The organism is Ascidiimonas meishanensis, assembly GCF_037782385.1.
Classification (GTDB): Bacteria; Bacteroidota; Bacteroidia; order Flavobacteriales; family Flavobacteriaceae; genus Ascidiimonas; species Ascidiimonas meishanensis.
The window spans coordinates 507,124-524,463 of the sequence record NZ_JBBEXD010000004.1; the positions used below are offsets into that span (position 1 = coordinate 507,124).

At 33.5% G+C, this 17,340-nt stretch carries 15 protein-coding genes; 3 read left to right on the plus strand and 12 right to left on the minus strand.

Annotation, left to right across the window (positions count from 1 at the left end; genetic code table 11):
• Positions 1 to 143: 143 nt before the first annotated feature.
• The 6 genes from WBG07_RS09850 to WBG07_RS09875 all read right to left on the minus strand — a co-directional run bounded on the left by WBG07_RS09850 (position 144) and on the right by WBG07_RS09875 (position 7,901).
• Positions 144 to 2,858: a hypothetical protein gene (locus WBG07_RS09850; RefSeq protein ID WP_340200805.1), complete on the minus strand. Its 2,715-nt coding sequence runs from the start codon at positions 2,856 to 2,858 to the stop codon at positions 144 to 146.
• Between the two features lie 618 nt (positions 2,859 to 3,476).
• Positions 3,477 to 3,851 (minus strand): DUF6508 domain-containing protein, encoded by a 375-nt coding sequence (locus tag WBG07_RS09855; protein ID WP_340200807.1) that lies wholly within the window; start codon positions 3,849 to 3,851, stop codon positions 3,477 to 3,479.
• 19 nt (positions 3,852 to 3,870) lie between these two features.
• Positions 3,871 to 5,106 carry a hypothetical protein gene (locus WBG07_RS09860; protein WP_340200808.1) on the minus strand — a complete coding sequence of 412 codons (1,236 nt, stop codon included), beginning with the start codon at positions 5,104 to 5,106 and terminating at the stop codon, positions 3,871 to 3,873.
• A 217-nt stretch (positions 5,107 to 5,323) separates the two neighbouring features.
• Positions 5,324 to 5,677 (minus strand): hypothetical protein, encoded by a 354-nt coding sequence (locus WBG07_RS09865; protein ID WP_340200810.1) that lies wholly within the window; start codon positions 5,675 to 5,677, stop codon positions 5,324 to 5,326.
• Between the two features lie 321 nt (positions 5,678 to 5,998).
• Entirely contained in the window at positions 5,999 to 6,370 is a 372-nt protein-coding gene (locus WBG07_RS09870; RefSeq protein WP_340200812.1) for a VOC family protein, read from the minus strand.
• Between the two features lie 55 nt (positions 6,371 to 6,425).
• Positions 6,426 to 7,901, minus strand: coding sequence for a hypothetical protein (locus WBG07_RS09875; RefSeq protein ID WP_340200814.1), 1,476 nt, complete (start codon positions 7,899 to 7,901; stop codon positions 6,426 to 6,428).
• A 569-nt stretch (positions 7,902 to 8,470) separates the two neighbouring features.
• Between WBG07_RS09875 and WBG07_RS09880 the strand changes: the two genes are divergently transcribed.
• Together WBG07_RS09880 and WBG07_RS09885 are read left to right on the plus strand one after the other, a co-directional pair.
• A complete protein-coding gene (locus WBG07_RS09880) occupies positions 8,471 to 9,634 on the plus strand; it encodes a N(5)-(carboxyethyl)ornithine synthase (RefSeq protein WP_340200816.1) in 1,164 nt (387 codons plus the stop codon).
• 83 nt (positions 9,635 to 9,717) lie between these two features.
• Positions 9,718 to 10,785 carry a methyltransferase gene (locus WBG07_RS09885; protein WP_340200818.1) on the plus strand — a complete coding sequence of 356 codons (1,068 nt, stop codon included), beginning with the start codon at positions 9,718 to 9,720 and terminating at the stop codon, positions 10,783 to 10,785.
• Positions 10,786 to 11,142: 357 nt separating this feature from the next.
• Here WBG07_RS09885 and WBG07_RS09890 read toward each other — a convergent pair whose 3' ends face one another.
• The 5 genes from WBG07_RS09890 to WBG07_RS09910 all read right to left on the minus strand — a co-directional run bounded on the left by WBG07_RS09890 (position 11,143) and on the right by WBG07_RS09910 (position 16,250).
• Positions 11,143 to 11,940 (minus strand): hypothetical protein, encoded by a 798-nt coding sequence (locus WBG07_RS09890; protein ID WP_340200819.1) that lies wholly within the window; start codon positions 11,938 to 11,940, stop codon positions 11,143 to 11,145.
• 190 nt (positions 11,941 to 12,130) lie between these two features.
• Positions 12,131 to 12,913, minus strand: coding sequence for a hypothetical protein (locus WBG07_RS09895; protein WP_340200821.1), 783 nt, complete (start codon positions 12,911 to 12,913; stop codon positions 12,131 to 12,133).
• Positions 12,914 to 13,372: 459 nt separating this feature from the next.
• Positions 13,373 to 14,683, minus strand: a complete 1,311-nt coding sequence (locus WBG07_RS09900) for an NHL repeat-containing protein (RefSeq protein ID WP_340200823.1) — start codon at positions 14,681 to 14,683, stop codon at positions 13,373 to 13,375.
• A 68-nt stretch (positions 14,684 to 14,751) separates the two neighbouring features.
• Positions 14,752 to 15,882, minus strand: coding sequence for a helix-turn-helix domain-containing protein (locus WBG07_RS09905; protein WP_340200824.1), 1,131 nt, complete (start codon positions 15,880 to 15,882; stop codon positions 14,752 to 14,754).
• Between the two features lie 140 nt (positions 15,883 to 16,022).
• A complete protein-coding gene (locus WBG07_RS09910) occupies positions 16,023 to 16,250 on the minus strand; it encodes a class I lanthipeptide (RefSeq protein WP_340200825.1) in 228 nt (75 codons plus the stop codon).
• 215 nt (positions 16,251 to 16,465) lie between these two features.
• On the opposite strand from WBG07_RS09910, the gene WBG07_RS09915 reads away from it, so the two are divergent.
• Positions 16,466 to 16,825 (plus strand): DUF1801 domain-containing protein, encoded by a 360-nt coding sequence (locus WBG07_RS09915; protein WP_340200827.1) that lies wholly within the window; start codon positions 16,466 to 16,468, stop codon positions 16,823 to 16,825.
• A gap of 74 nt (positions 16,826 to 16,899) precedes the next feature.
• Here the strand turns inward: WBG07_RS09915 and WBG07_RS09920 are convergent, their stop codons facing one another.
• Positions 16,900 to 17,328, minus strand: a complete 429-nt coding sequence (locus WBG07_RS09920; protein WP_340200828.1) for a hypothetical protein — start codon at positions 17,326 to 17,328, stop codon at positions 16,900 to 16,902.
• Positions 17,329 to 17,340 lie beyond the last annotated feature (12 nt).

Consider the following 17,340-nt stretch of genomic DNA (forward strand, 5'->3'; position numbering starts at 1 on the left):
TATTATTAATTAAAAATTGGAAATTTTTAAAAAGTTATTTTTGATAGTTAAGCTTTTCAAAGAAGAAAGGCTTAAAAAAAATGAAAAGCGGCTATCTATCAAATAACCGCTTTTAATTTTCCTTAATACTTACTCTTATTTAATTAAAATGATTGTGAACGTTTTCTTCCGGGAGCGGCTTTTTTTGCTGAACCGCGTCTTTGAAATATACTTCGTTTCTTTTCTGTCTTTTTAGTTTCGGAAGTATTTATACCTGAAGCATTTGAAAGGTCTTGTTCTCTACCCAAATTTAAATCTTGTGTTTGAGACTGTGTTTGTGCCTTCCCATTCTCTATACTATGCTTGAACTTATCTGCTTCCTTCTGTCTTACATCTTGTGCGTTTTTTTTAGAAGTACGTGCCCTTGCAGACAATCTATGCCATCTTGATAAGTGTACCGCATTCGCAGACCTCTGATACAATAAAGAAGCTGTAAGGGTTGCTGCAAAACCTACAAACACAGCTGCACCTAGAATTGGAAAAGCAATGGAGACCGCTGTTCCTGTGACTGCTAATGCAATACCTACTCCTGTAGCAACCACGCCATATGCAAAACTCAGTGGTTGCGGTTTTATTAAGTTTATGCCTCGTTCATTTTTAACATTTGTTCTATTTGCATGTATAAAAGAACTTAACCTTAAGGTTTCTGCATCATTATTATGTTCTATTATATTTTTATCTGATTCAATGGTTTTATATGCTGTAAAAACATCTTCTGCTGCCTTTTCATATACTTCTTGCTTGTTTAAACTTTTATCTTTTGAATAATGGAGTAGTAAATCGTTAAACATTCCTTTATAGGTGAGCATTTTTTCTTGCTCCTCCTGGTTGATATCATTGGCGGTATCAAACATGGTCGCATTTACTGCAAAACGAGCTCCTTGTGCGGTTGCAATAATTCGTCCTACAACCCCCCATGGCAATGCTTCACCAACCGCAACCGCACCTTTTCCGTTGATACCAGACTGTGCCTTCGTGATGGTACTGGCATATAACTTTGGACTCAGGTTATTTGGATATAAACTATTAGACAAAAACATATCTTTTAAATACGATACATCTTCTTCCTTCAAACCATGATCTTTTCCTTTTTCTTCAAAAAAGGTATTTAATGTAGGGTTTACAGTATGCCCTCCTTCACTCAAAATTTCATTAGGCCCTTTTGCAGAGGTAAGTCTTTCTAAGGCATCTTCTCCTGTGAGAGAGGCGGTCCAATATTCAGAAACGTTCTCACCCTCAAGAAAGTCTTCTGCTCTAACAGCCAAGTATTGATCTGCTCCTGATTTTTTCGTTAAAACTGGTAATTCATTCGCCAGCCCCTCATCTTTTCCATACAAAAGAATTTCGTCAATCTTGGTGCTAAATGTGGTGTCAAGCCCTCTCTGCATATTTTCAAAAGAAATATCTTTTGTATCTACAAAGGCATGTGGTCCCATAAGCGTTTTCACACTGGCATGCGCCATTGCATCGGTAATATTTGGCTCATTACCCAACTCAAGTGCTTCTCTTAGTTTGGCTTCATAGCCTATAGATCCTTCTGGATCTAACGTAGTAATTCTAGCTTCCCATTGTCTTATTAATTCTCCTTTAAGTACTTCTTGTTTGGCTTCATCTAGGCCTGCAATAACAATACGTTCTAAAGGGCTTGCTTCTAATACAGCTTTAGCAATTTTATCAATATTATTATCTGCTTCTATAATTACCAATCTTGCTCTAATAGAATCAGAATCTACCCATCCTTTAGGGTTGTTAGCATATGCGTCTATTAAAGATTGCCCACTAAAATTAGAATACTGTTGTAATACTCTGCTAAAAAATTCTTTTAATTGATTCTGATAAATAAGGTCTGGAATCTCTAACTCTATATTAAATGCTCTTGCCCCATGAATATCTTCATGAACTAATGCGTTAATAATTTCTTCTCGTTCTATATATCTACGTAATTCTGAATTTACAAAATCTGGCTTTCCTGGGTTTTGTCTTTCTAAAACTGCTCTTGCAATATCTCTATCTTCTTTAATACCAAACAAATGTTTAATTCTACCAGACCAACTAGTAGGTATCTCTTCTTCTACGGCTGTTGTAGAGGTCTCTGAGTTTACGGATTGATCTTCTCCTATTTCTTCTAGCTCGGGTAAATCTTCCGTTTGTCCTGGCAAGTCTGGAAAACCAAGAGAAGCTTCTTCTTCTTTTTCATCTTCTCTTCCTGGGCCTCTAATTACTGTAAACTCTTTTAAATCCAGTGCATCAGAAACTTCGACTCCAGCTACTTCTATTTGATCATCATGTTCCTGATCCCAAGGTTTAACTTTATCTACAGCTTGTAAAACATTTACTATTTTTTCCTCAAGACGAATTAATGCAGCTAATTTATTTAACAAATGAGGATTCACATCACGTAAATCGGCTGGATTTTGTAATCTTTTAAGCATGTCTCTCTCTTCTGAAGATATTGCCAAACTAATACCAAACTGTTCGCCATACTCTGCCAATTCATAGTTATTCTCTACAATTTTTTGGATATTTTTAAGTGTATTTTTATTTAGTTTAGAACTTTCAACTTGTTCTGGATTATCAATTGTTATATTAGGTGATAAGATGGCTGCAAAAGCTTTTGTCTTTTTATCCGGAGAAATAGGAGTTCCTGGTTCGCCAAGAAGTTTTGCTATTAGGTTTATCTTATACTCTGGTGCGTCCTTTAAGTTTTTAATATTGGAAAAGAGTAGCATCCGTTCTCGTTCTTTCAAAGTAGGGGTTCCCTTTATCTTAAAAACATCTAATGCACGTTTGATTACTTTATTTTTTTCTTCAACTCTCATATCTATTTATATTTAAAATCAAATTAGTATTCTATTCGATGAATTTTTAACATCGTGTTACTAATTAAGTGCTTCCTAAATATGTTTACCCCTAAGGGAAGAATACCCGTCACGACTGGGTTTGGAGATTAAAACAACACTTTGTAATCCTTTCATATCATTAAACTGATATAGGCGCGAAGTAGTCACCTACATACATAGCGACTTAATCTGAAGTATCTTCTAGGAAAACAGCGTTAAAATAATTTTAAATAACATTAACTATTTGAAAAACAAATAGTTAATGTTATTTAATTTTGCCTTAAGCTTTGTTAAATTGAAATTTTAACATTTTTTTTCTAAAAAAATCAAAAAAATTAGGAATTAAAATGCTCAATTTTAAAGTATGAATTTTTTAGAAGTTAAATGGGTATGTAAAGCCTTTTATTTAGGTAAGTATTATAATTCTTTATAATCTTAAATAACGATATTAATCTTATTTAAAAGCTTACTAAGATAAAACGTTAAATCTTATTATTTCTTATAGAATCCTTCAAAAATTAAATGCAAAAAATGTCTTTATTTATACTATCAATGAGAAAAATAAATGGCAAGAACAATTAATTTAAGATGATCTAATTATTTATAGTTTTGAAAAGTCTCAAGTCTCTGGAAAAATTTATTCATATAATTTGAAGTAAATAATTTTTGAATATGCCCAGCATAAAATCTTTCCATACGCAAATGTGCAGACATTAATTTTCGTAAGGTTTCTAGATTTGCTTTTTCCAAATAATCAGTACTATTTAAGTTGTCTACCCCTATAGATTCAATCCAAGTACCCCAGTCAAATACTTCTGTGAAACCAGAGTGTTCCAACATTCCTAAGAATGGATGTAAGTCTGGATGCGGGCTGGGGTATTCTTCCGGCTCACGTCCTGCCTTTGCTTCTTCTGAGAGTTCATTATATGAATTAATTACTTGTGTTATAGTTTGAGAATTTATTTCTTTCATGATATAATTGTTAATTCAATTATTTACAATAATGATGATCAATTTCATTCACACCAATTTGAGATGGCATACTTACTGGTAATGCGCTATTTACTTTCTCTTGCGTACCATAATCATAAGTATGTTCTTTTTCTGGAGGATTTTTTGAATAGTAATGAATATCCCTTGAGTTAACAGATATGCTGGTAATGATTACATCATGGGCTTTAGTTACCGGTGTTATGGGCGATGAGCTACTCATATAAGATAAAATCCGTAAAGTGCTACCCATCTTAAAGGGGTTCCATAAAGGTCTATTAATTCCTCTGTATGTATTTCCACTAAATGGAGGAAGGTTTAAAAGTCCTGCACTTGTTACAGCTAGTAAAGGTTGTAGTTGTTTAAAATATGGGTTATTTACATCTGTATAGCCTATACCACCTGGTGATGGTAGTTTTTTATCTATTTTTCTCAAATTATCATTCATTGCATGAAAATAACTGGTAGTATACATGTGGATTCCAAATACTTGTGCATCCGACATTTTATTTGGCCAACCACTACCTTTGTTAATGGAAATCCAAGTATTTGTATTATCGGCATAATAACTATAAGGCGCTCCGTAACTATTGGGCATTACTGGGTATGCCGTGTTATTTAATAAATTCAAATAATTACTTTTCATTTCTGCAAACTCTTTAGCCAAGGTTGCATTATTTGAATGAATTACTATTCTAACCGTATGAAGTCGAAAATCTGCTTTACCTCCCCATTTACAGGCCGAGTGAAAAAGCATTCGCAATATTGTAGATGGATTTGCTTGTCCGGCTCCGGTTAAGGTACCACAACTTACTAATGGCAAGGTAACAGAAGTAGCAGCACCTTTTTGAAAACAGTCTAAAGCTCTAAAAATAAAATCACACTGATATGGTGCTGCCTGTGCAGTTGTCATTCCTGAGATTTCAGGTTGAAAAAAAAGGATTCGTTTATAAGCTATTCCTGGAATACTAGAGATACTTTTGGAAATTGAAATAGGCATTGACGGCGTATAATCTTTATCTATACCTAAGGATCCAATATGTAAACCTCTTGCCTGTAAAGCACCCCCCACCGAATTGGCACAAAAAGTTGTGCTCTTTGGCAAGAGAGACACCGCTAAAAAATCTGTTGAATTAGTAGCTGTGATATTAGAAACATCTCCCCACCACAGTTCCAAATTTCTCAAACTTCCATCTGGATTGTCAATTAATAAACTATCAATTTTGGTAATACTCATAACGATCTAAGCAATTAGATTAATTTTCTATTCTTAAAATTCACCATACAACTCCTAAATTTCAGGAAACGATTACTCCTATAGTTTATAGGCTAAACAGTGGTATTTAAATTTACCTAAAAAAATGTTTTAATCCTTAAAAATCAGAAAATTACCGTATTAATACGTAGGAAAAAAGGCTAGATTTAATGAATTCTTACAACTAAAAGAAGAAATATTAGTTTTCACTGGTATAGTACAGCCTGTACGTCTGGGTATATCCAAATTCAATGGTATGCGTTGATTGAAACGGATCAACCTTCACTTGTCTATCACCGTACATAAATGCTTCATTAATCATTAGATCATCTGTACGGATTTTGAAATAACCGTCTCGTTGAAACTTCCATTTTTCAATAAAGTAGTGAAAGTTTTTATCAGATCCCTCATAAAAATATCCTTTAAACGCAGGAAATGAATGCACTATAAATGGATTTCTTTGTGATGTTTCTTTTATCAATCTGTACTCCGGCTCTTCAGAACTACAAGAAAACACACTGAATATAAAGAGTATTGCTATTATTTTTCTCATTTAGGATATTACTTAACTTCTATATAAATTTATAGGTTATACCCTTTATCATGAAACTTAAAGTAATATGTGGTACTTAAAGACGATATTAATTTTAAGATTCTACTTGTAAAGTGTTATCACTTTTTGAGTAAAAATATGAAGTATCTGGTTTGAAACGAAATGATTTGAAGAATACGCAAATAAATTTAATAAAACACTAAGATTTACTTGGTCTTTTAGGATGTATAAATACTTTCCTAAAAACTCGGTTTGTCAAAAAAGATTTTTTATCTAAATATTCTTAATAGAGCAAATCAAGTATCAAAATTACTTACTGAGCTATACATGTTGATCAATAAGAATAGTATTGCCGTCTGGATCTACCACCATAAAACCACCAGGACCTTTGCTGCCATCTGCTAATTCATTATCCAGCTTTACTCCTTTTGCTAACAATTGCTTTTGTATTTCTCTTATATCATCAAAAGTATCTAACTCTTTAGCATTTGAATCCCATCCTGGATTGAACGTTAAAATATTATTTTTAAACATTCCTTCAAATAGTCCTATTAAGGAATCTTCATTTTTCATGATTAAATACTTGCGTTCTATATCTCCTGCAAAAACCTCAAAACCAAGATTTTCATAAAACTCTTTAGAAGCATTTATATTTTTAACACTAAGACTAATGGAGAAAGCACCTAATTTCATTTTTGATTGTTATTTGTTTGACAACTTGTTTTTTATATCTTCAAATGTATTAATTTTAAAGATCACCAATCTGTTTTTGAATTTCTTGATAAAATTTATTATAATCAGCATAGTAAATAGCATTTGGCACACCAATTTTAATTAAACCAGCTAAATGCGCATCGCCTACTTTTACCAACCCTGGCATTGCTAAGGTAGCTATTTGCTTTTTCATATAGACCTCCCTTAAAGGGTTAACTACGTCAAGAGAAGTCTGCATATCTTTTCCTCTAAGACCATCTCCTTGGTTTTTTACATGCGTATCTATTTTTGCAGATTCTGTATTTACATCTGGTTGGGTATCCTCTCCTTTTACCGATTCTTTTAAAATAATAGAAATCATAGGAATTATTCCCTTAATCATTTTTCTTATCTCTGTAAGCTGCTTACTTGTAATGTTATCAGGATTCAACGTACCTCCTACCAGGTTTTCCAAAGTTAAAGTCGCTGCTTTATCATTGGCAGTTTGCAGTTGGTTAAAGATATTTCCATAGTACTTTTCAATATTTCTTTTGTAAGGAGTCCAAATATGATAAAATTTTTCATCTTCTTTTGCTCTAAGAAATGCTCCTACGCCCACATTGGTATATGCCCTTACTGCATTCAATAGGTCTTGGGCTCTGCTTTTTATATATCGTGTAGAATTGTCTGATTTTTCGTGCTGTTGAGAATTTACAATTACGAGATACGCTACCAATCTGGCATAAGCAGCTGTATGAAAGTTTTCTAAAGGCAACATTGCCGAACCCTGAGAATTCATATTAACATCTAGCGTATTTTGTGCCGTTACAGGTTTTGGCGGGGCAGGAAGATTCAAGTCGGTTTCATGAATCATATATTGACCTTCTCCCATATGTGAAACCCCTGGCCATGCAGCAACTATCTCATTAAACTTACTATCTGTATGTTTTTCACCAATAACATGTTTGGCAGGTGTTAAAACATCTACTTTTTCATTATTAGCCAATTTTGCTAAATCAGGTATTGATTTTAGCTCAAAAACCCCCGCATTTCCCAATACTCCGGCAAGTGATTCTTTATTGACTACTTCCTCAGGAAGTTCTGCTCCATCTGTATAGGTTGCTCCATTAACAATTTTAATTTTACGTTGTAAGGGTTGTTTATCTGTTGCTGTATTAAGAGGAGAAGAAGTTAATTCACTGCTTTTTGATTGAATTAAGGTGGCTGCTTTTGCTCCCATAACATCTGCTTCTTTCTCCAAAGTAGGTTTATCATTGACATGCACCTTAGCTTTCATTTGGCTAGTGAGTGCTTGTTGTTGGAAAAGACGGCCGTTAGCCGTTTCCTGTATACTTTTTAATTGATTCGTTTGCATACTTTTATCAGCTAACTCTTGAAGTTTTCTTTGAGTAACTGCATGTACCCCATGATCTTGAAATTGAAATGAAGGCTGATCTGCAGAGAATTTATGTTTAGGAAAGACATTAGAAGTTAATTGGTCTTTGTTTTCTTGTGATTTATTGGCATGCATATTTGCTATTTTGATTTCCGTGCTTTTTCCATCTAAAAAGTTATTTATTCCTATTATTCCTACAATTTAACTAAAATTGATGGTTTTTGAATAAAATCAAACTAAATAAACGAAGCTCGATGTGACAAAATCTATTGTTTAAACAGATGTTTTAAACCTAGAAAATAAATTATAAACTTATCTGTTAAATAAGATTCATTAATTTTTTCGTAAGAAATGCATAGAGTACACTCAAAATTTAGTCAAAAGTAACTCGTAGACACTCTCTTTTCTATTTTGATAAGAAATTATGGTTTTCACACTTTACATCCTACAAAAAAGGGGCCATCTGGATTGCTTATGTATTATTCTTAATAATGGATTTTAAAAAAGTATCTTTGTAGTAGTATTATTTATCCCTTCGCATACCTTTAGCGAATTGCTGAGGCTTTCCTTTCTAAGCCCTTTTTTTGATTGATAAAACTCTAGTGGCCAACTTAATGCCTGATTGCTAGTAAGTATCTATTAACGATTTAATCTTGCGTTTTGCTAACGTCATTACTCCGCAACTCGTTTCAATTCAAAATAATATGAATCTTTTACAAATGGGGGTTATTGGAACTTCAAAAAAAGAAGATGAAAGGCGCGTGCCTATTCATCCAGCACATTTAAAAAGACTTCCAGAGCCTATTCGCAGACAACTTATTTTTGAGAAAGGCTATGGAGCACCTTTTAACATCAAAGATGAAGAAATAAGTGCTTTAACCGGAGGTATGGCTTCACGAAGTGAGATCTTATCTAACATTGGCTCCGTAATTATTGCCAAGCCTGTTCTGTCAGATTTAGAAGCGCTAAAAGAGGGCGGCATTATTTGGGGCTATCCACATTGTGCTCAACAAATGGAAATTACACAAACAGCGATCAATAAAAGGTTAACTTTAATTGCTTTTGAAGACATGTATGTCTGGCATCCTAACGGACAAATGGGAAGACATACCTTCTATAAGAATAATGAAATGGCAGGATATAGCGCAGTTATACACGCACTTCAATTAAAGGGAATAGATGGACATTATGGAAACCAACGAAAGGTAATTATTTTTAGTTTTGGCGCTGTAAGCAGAGGTGCTATTTATGCCTTAAAAGCGCATGGTTTTAGAGACATCACCATTTGTATTCAAAGACCAGATCACGAGGTAAGGGAAGAAGTTTTAAATGTACACTATGTACGGGTAAGAAAAGGAAATGAGAATGAACCTAGATTGATTGTTGTTGAACATGATGGTTCAGAACGCCCATTATTAGATTTAATAAATGAATCTGAAATCATTATTAATGGAACATATCAAGATACAAATGACCCAATTGATTATGTAAAAGAAGATGAAAAATCTATGCTTAAACCGGGTAGTTTAATTGTAGATGTAAGTTGTGATGAAGGCATGGGATTTTATTTTGCCAAACCTACTACTTTTAAAAATCCGATACTAGAAATAGATCACATTGATTATTATGCGGTAGATCATACGCCAAGTTATTTTTGGGAAAGTGCTTCCAGATCTATTTCTGCCGCATTACTAGTATATGTGCCCTCTGTAATAGCAGGTCGTGAAAGTTGGAATAAGAATAAGACTATTAAAAATGCTATAAATATAAATAGAGGTGTCATTGTAAAAGACCATATTCTTAAATTCCAGCATCGCAATGCAGCCTATCCACATGCCATAAAAGAGTTAGTCACCCAAAAAGGTTGATTTTATGGCATTTTTATGAACTAGCAAGCTATAAGAATTAGTAGGCTAGATTCTTTCTCTTTATGTGAAAACAAAACTAATAGATGACTACAGATATTGTTATAAACAAACCAGTACCTTTTGTGTCTGGAAAACCCTTAGAATTATTTGATCGTTCCACAGATGTTACCTTTGCCATTAAACTATTGGAAGCGGGTAAGCCTATATTAATAACGGCATTTTATAGTAATGGGTTGTTACTTCTTAAGGAATTAAAGAAACACTTAAAAAGAAAGATGTCCAACCAATCTTTTCAGGAGCAAAGAGCGTATCGGTCTGCATATCATAAACTCTCAAACCTTATTCTATTAGAAATTGTGGCACATGAATTAAACGTGAAAAAAGCACCTACTATTGGTTGGTTCAAGAAGCTTTATCCAGAAACCAACAATTTCCTATTATCTTTCCCTCAAGTTCAAGGGCTCAATAGTGCTTGGCAGTGGTATCAAAATGGGATTTCCATTCCTGTATTGCGAAATAAAATACATCCCTATTATGGTACTTATTTCCCTACACGGTATGATCATTTAAAACTTTTTGACAATTGGTTAAAACGTTATGAAGGTCCAAAAAAAACGGCTATAGATGTGGGGTGCGGGAGTGGCATACTTTCTTTTCAAATGATAAAGTATGGTTTTCAAAAGGTTTTTGGCACAGACACAAATCCTAATGCAATTGTTGGACTTACAGAGTTTATGGCAGACACCAAGTTGTCTAGAAAAATAGAAGTGGATTTAGGGGCTCTCTTTGGTAAGTGGGACAAGCAAACCGAATTGATTGTTTTTAATCCGCCTTGGCTCCCTGACGTGCAAGATCTGGATGGTAACGATAAAGCTATTTATTATCCTAAAAATCTATTTCCTGATTTTTTTATTGCTGCAAAAAAAAGGCTCTTAACAGACGGAAAGCTCGTGATTTTATTCTCAAATTTAGCTCAAATTACTCAGTTGACAAAAGACCATCCTATAGAGAAAGAGCTAGCCACGGGCGAGCGATTTCAATTAGAAAAGTGTATAAAAAAAACTGTTAAAGCTGCTTCCGAAAAAACAAAGAGAGATCAACATTGGCGCTCTTCAGAAGAAGTTGAGCTTTGGGTGCTTACTCATAAGTAAGTTATTAATGCGGGGGTAGGTTTTAAGTTCTGTTTCAGAAAGTTTATGAAGACAACAGAGTCGACACCTAAATAACGTGAGTTTGATATAACCTCCATAAAATATAATCTCAAAAATTTTACACTATTTTGATCTAACAATCTTATTTTTAGATTATTACTTTCATTTTGTTTGATCGCACAGGGGCGAACGCAAAGAAAACAGCTAGTAGCTGTTTTTAGTGAAGCAGCCGGGCGGCGTGGGGAAAAGAAAAAAATCCATAGAAAAAGTAGTTCTTTTTACATCGAACTCAGGTTAAATACTTCCGAGTACATCTTTTGAGAATGTTACGGAAATTGGTATTGGACTAAGGGAATACTAGTCCTTATAGGTTATTATTTTTATTTCTGGGTACGGTCCTCCAAATCCCTCATTGGGTTCTGTTATTTTAAATACACGCCCTTGCTCATCATATTCCAGAATACTAGGACACTTAAAACAAATTGGGTCTATACCTCCATTAGCAAATCTTGTACTAGTTGAAATAACGTTATTCTCGCTTAGCTCAGCACCTATTTTTAAAGATATAGGAAAACTTACTTTGTAATTTATAGAATTATCATACTTATAAGTATGTTCTGAATAGAAAGCTCCATTTAAATGATATTCCATCTTTTTTATATTATTATTCTCCCAGTAATAAAGAAATTCCTCTTCTTCATTAGATGGGCGTTCATCTTGCGGAATTAACGCAAGGTATTCATCTGAATAAAACTGTTTTATACCTGAAATTTTTCCGTCACTATAATACTGATATTTCTTTGTTGATATTAATAGCCTTTCAGGATTATTATAATTTATAAAATATTGGATGTTTTGAATTTGTCCTAAGGAATTGTAGCTAATGTAGTTGCTACCATATCTTCCCAACCTTTTATTGGAATATTCTAATATATGTATACCATAATGTGGTCTGCCCTGAAAGTTTTCAATAATCTGAAGTATGCCTTCTTCATTGTAATAAAAACTCTCATGAACCGTATCTCTTGGGGAAATATGTACAATATTCTTGAGTTTAGGAAGGTTTGTACTAAGGCTGGTTGTATTGTCATCTTTTGAACATCCAAAAAAGAAAAAAAGAATTAGGATAAATGAGGTACTGATTATTGACTTCATACTACGGTATGTTTAATGGATTAAATATGATATGGTTAGGTAGTTTTATATTTGTGGTAACATGTTCTTATGTGAACCTGGTAATTATTTACTTATTTTTAGCAAACCTTACTTTTTAAAGATGGTGATGCTATTTTTAATAATTAAAATCTGTTTATTTAAATCAATTAAAAAATTGACTAAAGACAATTTAGTTGGCATAGGTTATTAGCTTTATTCTTGGGTCTGCTCCTCCAAATCCCTCATTGGGTTCTGTTATTTTAAATATACGCCCTTGCTCATCATATTCCAGAATACTCGGACAAGTAAAACAAAACGGATCTAAACCTCCATCGGCGTATGTTGTACTAGTTGAAATGACGTTATTCTCGCTTAACTCAGCACCTATTTTTAAAGATATAGGAATGCCTGACTTATAGTTTATTGAATTATCATACTCATAAGTATGTTCTGAGTAGAAAGCTCCATTTAAATAATATTTCACCTTTTTTACATTATTATTCTCCCAATATAAAAAGTACTCCTGTTGCTTATAAGACGAAAGTTGATCGTCAGAAAGAAGGGCAAGGAATTCTTCTGAAAAAAAATCTTTTATATTTGAAATTTTCCCGTCGCTGTTATATTGGTAGTCCTTTTTCTTAATTAACAACATTTCATAACTTGAAATACATTCTTCTTTTTCAATTCGCCCCAAGGAGTCGTAGGTAATATCCATGCAACCATATTTTGCAAATCTTTCGTTGGCATACTTCAACAAAATAGTACCACGTCCGCTCCTAAAATTTTCAATGGCTAATAGTAAACCCTCTTCATTGTAATAAAAATTTTCCTGAATCGTATCTCTTGTAGATATATGTGCAATATTCTTGATTTTAAGAAGATTACTATCAATAATCAATGCATCATCATCATTAGAGCATGCAAAAAAGGAAAAAAGGAAAAATAGAAATAAGATTTTAAGTATTGATTTCATGCTACAGTTTATTTAATAGATTTAGTAATCGCTATAAAGCAATTCTATTATTTTGGTAGCATAAATTTTAAGGTACTATAGGTTGAATTAAAAACACCACTTAAATTAATTTTTGATTCAATGAACCTTATAATGGATATAAACTTACAAAAAATAAATTATTAAACTTACGTTACAACCTGTAAAAATATTCCTTTCTATAGATTTCTAAATTTATTTTTTCTTTAGCATCTAATGTTAATGTGTACTCTGTTAACATTCCATATAGCTATACACATTCTAGGTGTTTGTCTATTATAAAAATACTCTTTATTCAAAATAATATATAGACAGTAAAACTACATTTTGCATAAACCAATACCTCCTTATTCTAAAAACATACAGCTGCCTTATGGCAGCTGTACCTAGATAAAATGGTTAATACTAGTAGACTGTTAACTCATTTAGTGATTAAATGTGCTAAAGCTGGATTTTACGTATGGCTTTTTCTCCGTATTGCGAGATGTATAAAACACGTCTTCGCTTATCTGCAGCGATGCCATTTGGCAAGGAAAAGCTAGCTTCTAACAATGTCCCATCTTGGGTGGTGTTATTTCCAGTGCCTGCAAAAATTTTGCTGCTTCCATCCATACTTACTTTATAAATATAATTAGTGCCTATACCTGTTGCGTAAATATTATCACCTAACACGGTCATGTATCCAATTCCAAAACCGGGAATGGTATTGGGAATGGTAGTGATTAAAGATACTTGGGCTTCCCTATCTATTTTAAGAATATCTGCATTGAGATAATTGGCGGTGATAAGATTGCCTTGTTTGTCTAAATCTATCCCTACGCATCCGGCAAGACGTGCATCATTTGCAAACACAGAAATGGTGCCATCTGTTGCTACCCTATGCACTACGGGAAGTATAAAATTGGATACGTAAATACGGTCTTTTTTGTCAATCACCAAACCAGCGGGCCATCCTTCAATTTCCCCAAGACTGGTTGTAGTACCATCACGAGCAATTTTAATAAGCTCCCCAGAAATTCCTTCATTGGCATGTAGAAAGTAAAAGTTACCACGGCGGTCTATCACACTGCCCATTGGAGCCATATAGCCTTCTGCCTGTATGCTTACGGCTCCCCTACGGGTTACCTTAAAAATTCGGGTACCTAACCCCATACCTGTGGTATTGCTAAAGGTACCAAACTCAGACACAAAGATGTCACCCCTTCTATTTACATACACTGCATCGTCTCCCGCTATCCCACTTACCAAGGTTGTAACTACATTTCTTGGGCAATGCACACCTCCAAAAGAAGCAGAGGCTTTGGAGAGGCTTAGGATATTTTCATTCGTATCTATCCCTGCTACAAAGGCTACATACCTTGTGTTTTCTAACATATTATTTCCTTGAAAATCTAAAAGGTCATTGTCTAAAGAAATAGTCATTATGCCTTCCTTTGCACTCATTTGCACGAACCGTTCTGGTGCTGTAGCGGCAACAGTTTCTTGTGTAACTAGGTTTTTACTGGCTTCAGTTGCATAAAAGAGTTTGTAATGGGTAATTTGGGAGCTGGAAACAGTATTAAAGGAAATCTTCAACTCTTGAATATTCGCTTTGGTTATTACTGTCACCTCTGGTTCTGGCAACTGGGTAAGGATTTCTTCTTCTATACTTTCTGTAGAAATATTATCTGTACAAGAGGTGAATACAGCAGACAAAAGTATCCATAATAAGGTTCTTAAGTATTGAGGTTTTTGTAATTGGGTTGTTTTCATAATTTATGGTATTAAAGTTTACACCAAATACGGAATTATGAAATTAAAAATCGACCTAGGGTACCCCATTACACCTTTTGTATCCGATAATTCTTAACAAACATACTTGGTGTGGTGCCTTTTAGACTTTTAAAAACTTTATTAAAGGTAGATTTAGAATTAAAGCCAGCATCCATAGCGATGGCTAGCAAGGTGTGATTTACATGCGTACCCTTTTCTAATTCTTCTACGAATTGTGCTACGCGATAACCATTGATATAATCATAAAAGTTAGACTTATAGACCTTGTTTAGCAACCAGGAAAGATTATTAGTGCTAGTATCTAGCTTTCTTGCCAATGCTGCAAGCGTAAGATCGGGCTGCCTAAATATTTTTTCGTTCTTCATATAAAATTCCAAACGCTTGCACAGCAATGCACGCTCTTCTGGTTTGAGACGTTCTCTCTCTGATTTATTTTCTTTTGGAAAGTTTTCAATACGAAAAAGCGCTGGTTGCTGCAAACTATAGAAACCTACCAGATAAATAAGTACGGGAATAAGCATCCAAAGTGTGGAATAATTTATAAAAGGTATTTCTATTTGAAAGAAGTGTTGAGATACAAAGCTACCCATCCAAATAAGATTGATGCAAAGCCAAACTACTATAAAAAGAAACAGAAAGTTTAGCATTTGTGGCATAAATGAGACTACTTTTTTAGTGTCTTTTTTGTAGTTGACTAAGAATGAAAATAGCACTAATCCATAGATCCAGAACGAGAGAATACCTCCCGCTTCAATGATAAAGAAAATCTTTTTTAACCATCCTTCATCATATTTAACCTGAAATTCTTCAAGTGAAAATGTAAGCGACCCCAGAAAGAAGATTATATGCAAAACAGCAGGCGTATAATGCCAAAGTGGTAAGCGATATTCTGGCGTTTCTTTGTAAACAAGCCTCCGTACATATAAATAGACAAAAGGACCAAAAAGAAAAATAATAGTATCGGCAAAAATCCCGTACCGCCAAACCAAAGAAGCAGGTACCCTAAATGCTGCTATGCGACCAAAAAGCATAATGGCGGCTATTAAAAGGATAAAAGCAAGTACACTATTGGCACTCTGATTACTTTTATGTATCACTACTAAAGATATGGCCAAAAAGAGCCCTTGACTTACGCCCAATACTAAAACCATATCAAGAATAGTGAAATCTGTAAACATAGTAGCTAAATTACTATCTAATATAGTTTCTATTGATAAAAAAATGGCGCGATTCTCCTAAAATAACCTAGTATACCCTTTTTTTTGACACAAAAAAAACGAGCTCAGCTCGTTTTTCAGTCTGATATTTTTCCTCTTTATCAAGCAATTGTGCACTGACAAGAGTAATCATCCTGAGAATTATTCGGTTTTGGTTTTGTACTACCTGTGCAAAATCCATTTCCACATTTGGTTTCTAACATGCAACCTAAACCTTCTGAATCACAATAATAAAGACTTGCGCCTTTAATTCTGTTCATTTCTTGTTGATTCAAAGTAGAAATAGACTCCTTATTCAACTTTAATTTTTTAATATTCTTTTTTTTCATAATCCAGTGTATTAATAATGTACGCATAAAACTACAGAAAAAAAGCAATTCCAATATGGTAGAGTCATATTATTTAATGATAAAAATCAGAAAATAGTTTTAAAACTTCCATAAATATCTAAAAATAGATTAAGTATTTTTAGTTTTCAATTAGTGCTCTTTACTAAAAAATGAATTAAAAAAATTCTTTTATAGGACAACTATATATTTATACTATGAATCCGGCAGAAAATTATATACATCATAAACCAGAACCATATAGAAGCATGCTTATGCATCTTCAAAGTGTTATAGAAAGTACTATCCCAGAAGTAACTTTAAAATTTAAATACAAAATTCCTTTTTACTACCTGCAAGACAAACCCTTTTGTTATGTAAACCATACTAAGGATTATGTAGATCTTGGGTTTTGGCATGCGGCACATCTCACCAAACATTTAGATAAAATGACTACCGCCGGACGAAAAGTTATGCGCTCGCTTCGTTACCAAAGTCTAGAAGAAATTGATCATTTGGTGCTGGAAGCGGTGTTAAAAGATGCTTATAGCGTTAGGGATCAAAAATTTTGGAAATAAACACCATTACTCCTTTTTAAAAATTATTAAGTGAAAGTAGTTTTTAATTATTGCATATGTCCTCCTTTTGAGTTTTAGAAGTTCTCATAATTTTCAGGAGTCACGGTAATTTTGGTAACATATGCTCCATTTTTGTCATAATAAATATAATCAAGTGTAATTTTATGATCTCGAAAACCCTTGAGCTCTGGATTGGTTCTGGCATTTCTTAATAGCTCTGGTTTTACATATTTATTTACTGTATCCATATTTACAGCTGCCTTTTCTACATCTATCAAGGTATAATAGTAGCTGTAGGTATGATCTTCAAAAGCGGCTACACTATCTAAACGAGAAGCTGCATCTGTTTGTATGGGTAATTTAGTATTAAGGTCTGCCGCTGCCTCCTGCATTTGCTTACTTATGTTAGAAGAAGATGTAAAGTATTGTACCGAAAAAAAGGCGATTACAAACCCTAACACTCCAGCTATAATGCTTGCTATCTTGTTCTTTGTTAGACTCATTTAGTATTATTT

Coding starts and splice junctions, on each gene's coding strand:
- WBG07_RS09850 (WP_340200805.1), bottom strand. CDS start 2,858: ATGAGAGTTGAAGAAAAAAATAAAGTAATCAAACGTGCATTAGATGTT.
- WBG07_RS09855 (WP_340200807.1), bottom strand. CDS start 3,851: ATGAAAGAAATAAATTCTCAAACTATAACACAAGTAATTAATTCATAT.
- WBG07_RS09860 (WP_340200808.1), bottom strand. CDS start 5,106: ATGAGTATTACCAAAATTGATAGTTTATTAATTGACAATCCAGATGGA.
- WBG07_RS09865 (WP_340200810.1), bottom strand. CDS start 5,677: ATGAGAAAAATAATAGCAATACTCTTTATATTCAGTGTGTTTTCTTGT.
- WBG07_RS09870 (WP_340200812.1), bottom strand. CDS start 6,370: ATGAAATTAGGTGCTTTCTCCATTAGTCTTAGTGTTAAAAATATAAAT.
- WBG07_RS09875 (WP_340200814.1), bottom strand. CDS start 7,901: ATGCATGCCAATAAATCACAAGAAAACAAAGACCAATTAACTTCTAAT.
- WBG07_RS09880 (WP_340200816.1), top strand. CDS start 8,471: ATGAATCTTTTACAAATGGGGGTTATTGGAACTTCAAAAAAAGAAGAT.
- WBG07_RS09885 (WP_340200818.1), top strand. CDS start 9,718: ATGACTACAGATATTGTTATAAACAAACCAGTACCTTTTGTGTCTGGA.
- WBG07_RS09890 (WP_340200819.1), bottom strand. CDS start 11,940: ATGAAGTCAATAATCAGTACCTCATTTATCCTAATTCTTTTTTTCTTT.
- WBG07_RS09895 (WP_340200821.1), bottom strand. CDS start 12,913: ATGAAATCAATACTTAAAATCTTATTTCTATTTTTCCTTTTTTCCTTT.
- WBG07_RS09900 (WP_340200823.1), bottom strand. CDS start 14,683: ATGAAAACAACCCAATTACAAAAACCTCAATACTTAAGAACCTTATTA.
- WBG07_RS09905 (WP_340200824.1), bottom strand. CDS start 15,882: ATGTTTACAGATTTCACTATTCTTGATATGGTTTTAGTATTGGGCGTA.
- WBG07_RS09910 (WP_340200825.1), bottom strand. CDS start 16,250: ATGAAAAAAAAGAATATTAAAAAATTAAAGTTGAATAAGGAGTCTATT.
- WBG07_RS09915 (WP_340200827.1), top strand. CDS start 16,466: ATGAATCCGGCAGAAAATTATATACATCATAAACCAGAACCATATAGA.
- WBG07_RS09920 (WP_340200828.1), bottom strand. CDS start 17,328: ATGAGTCTAACAAAGAACAAGATAGCAAGCATTATAGCTGGAGTGTTA.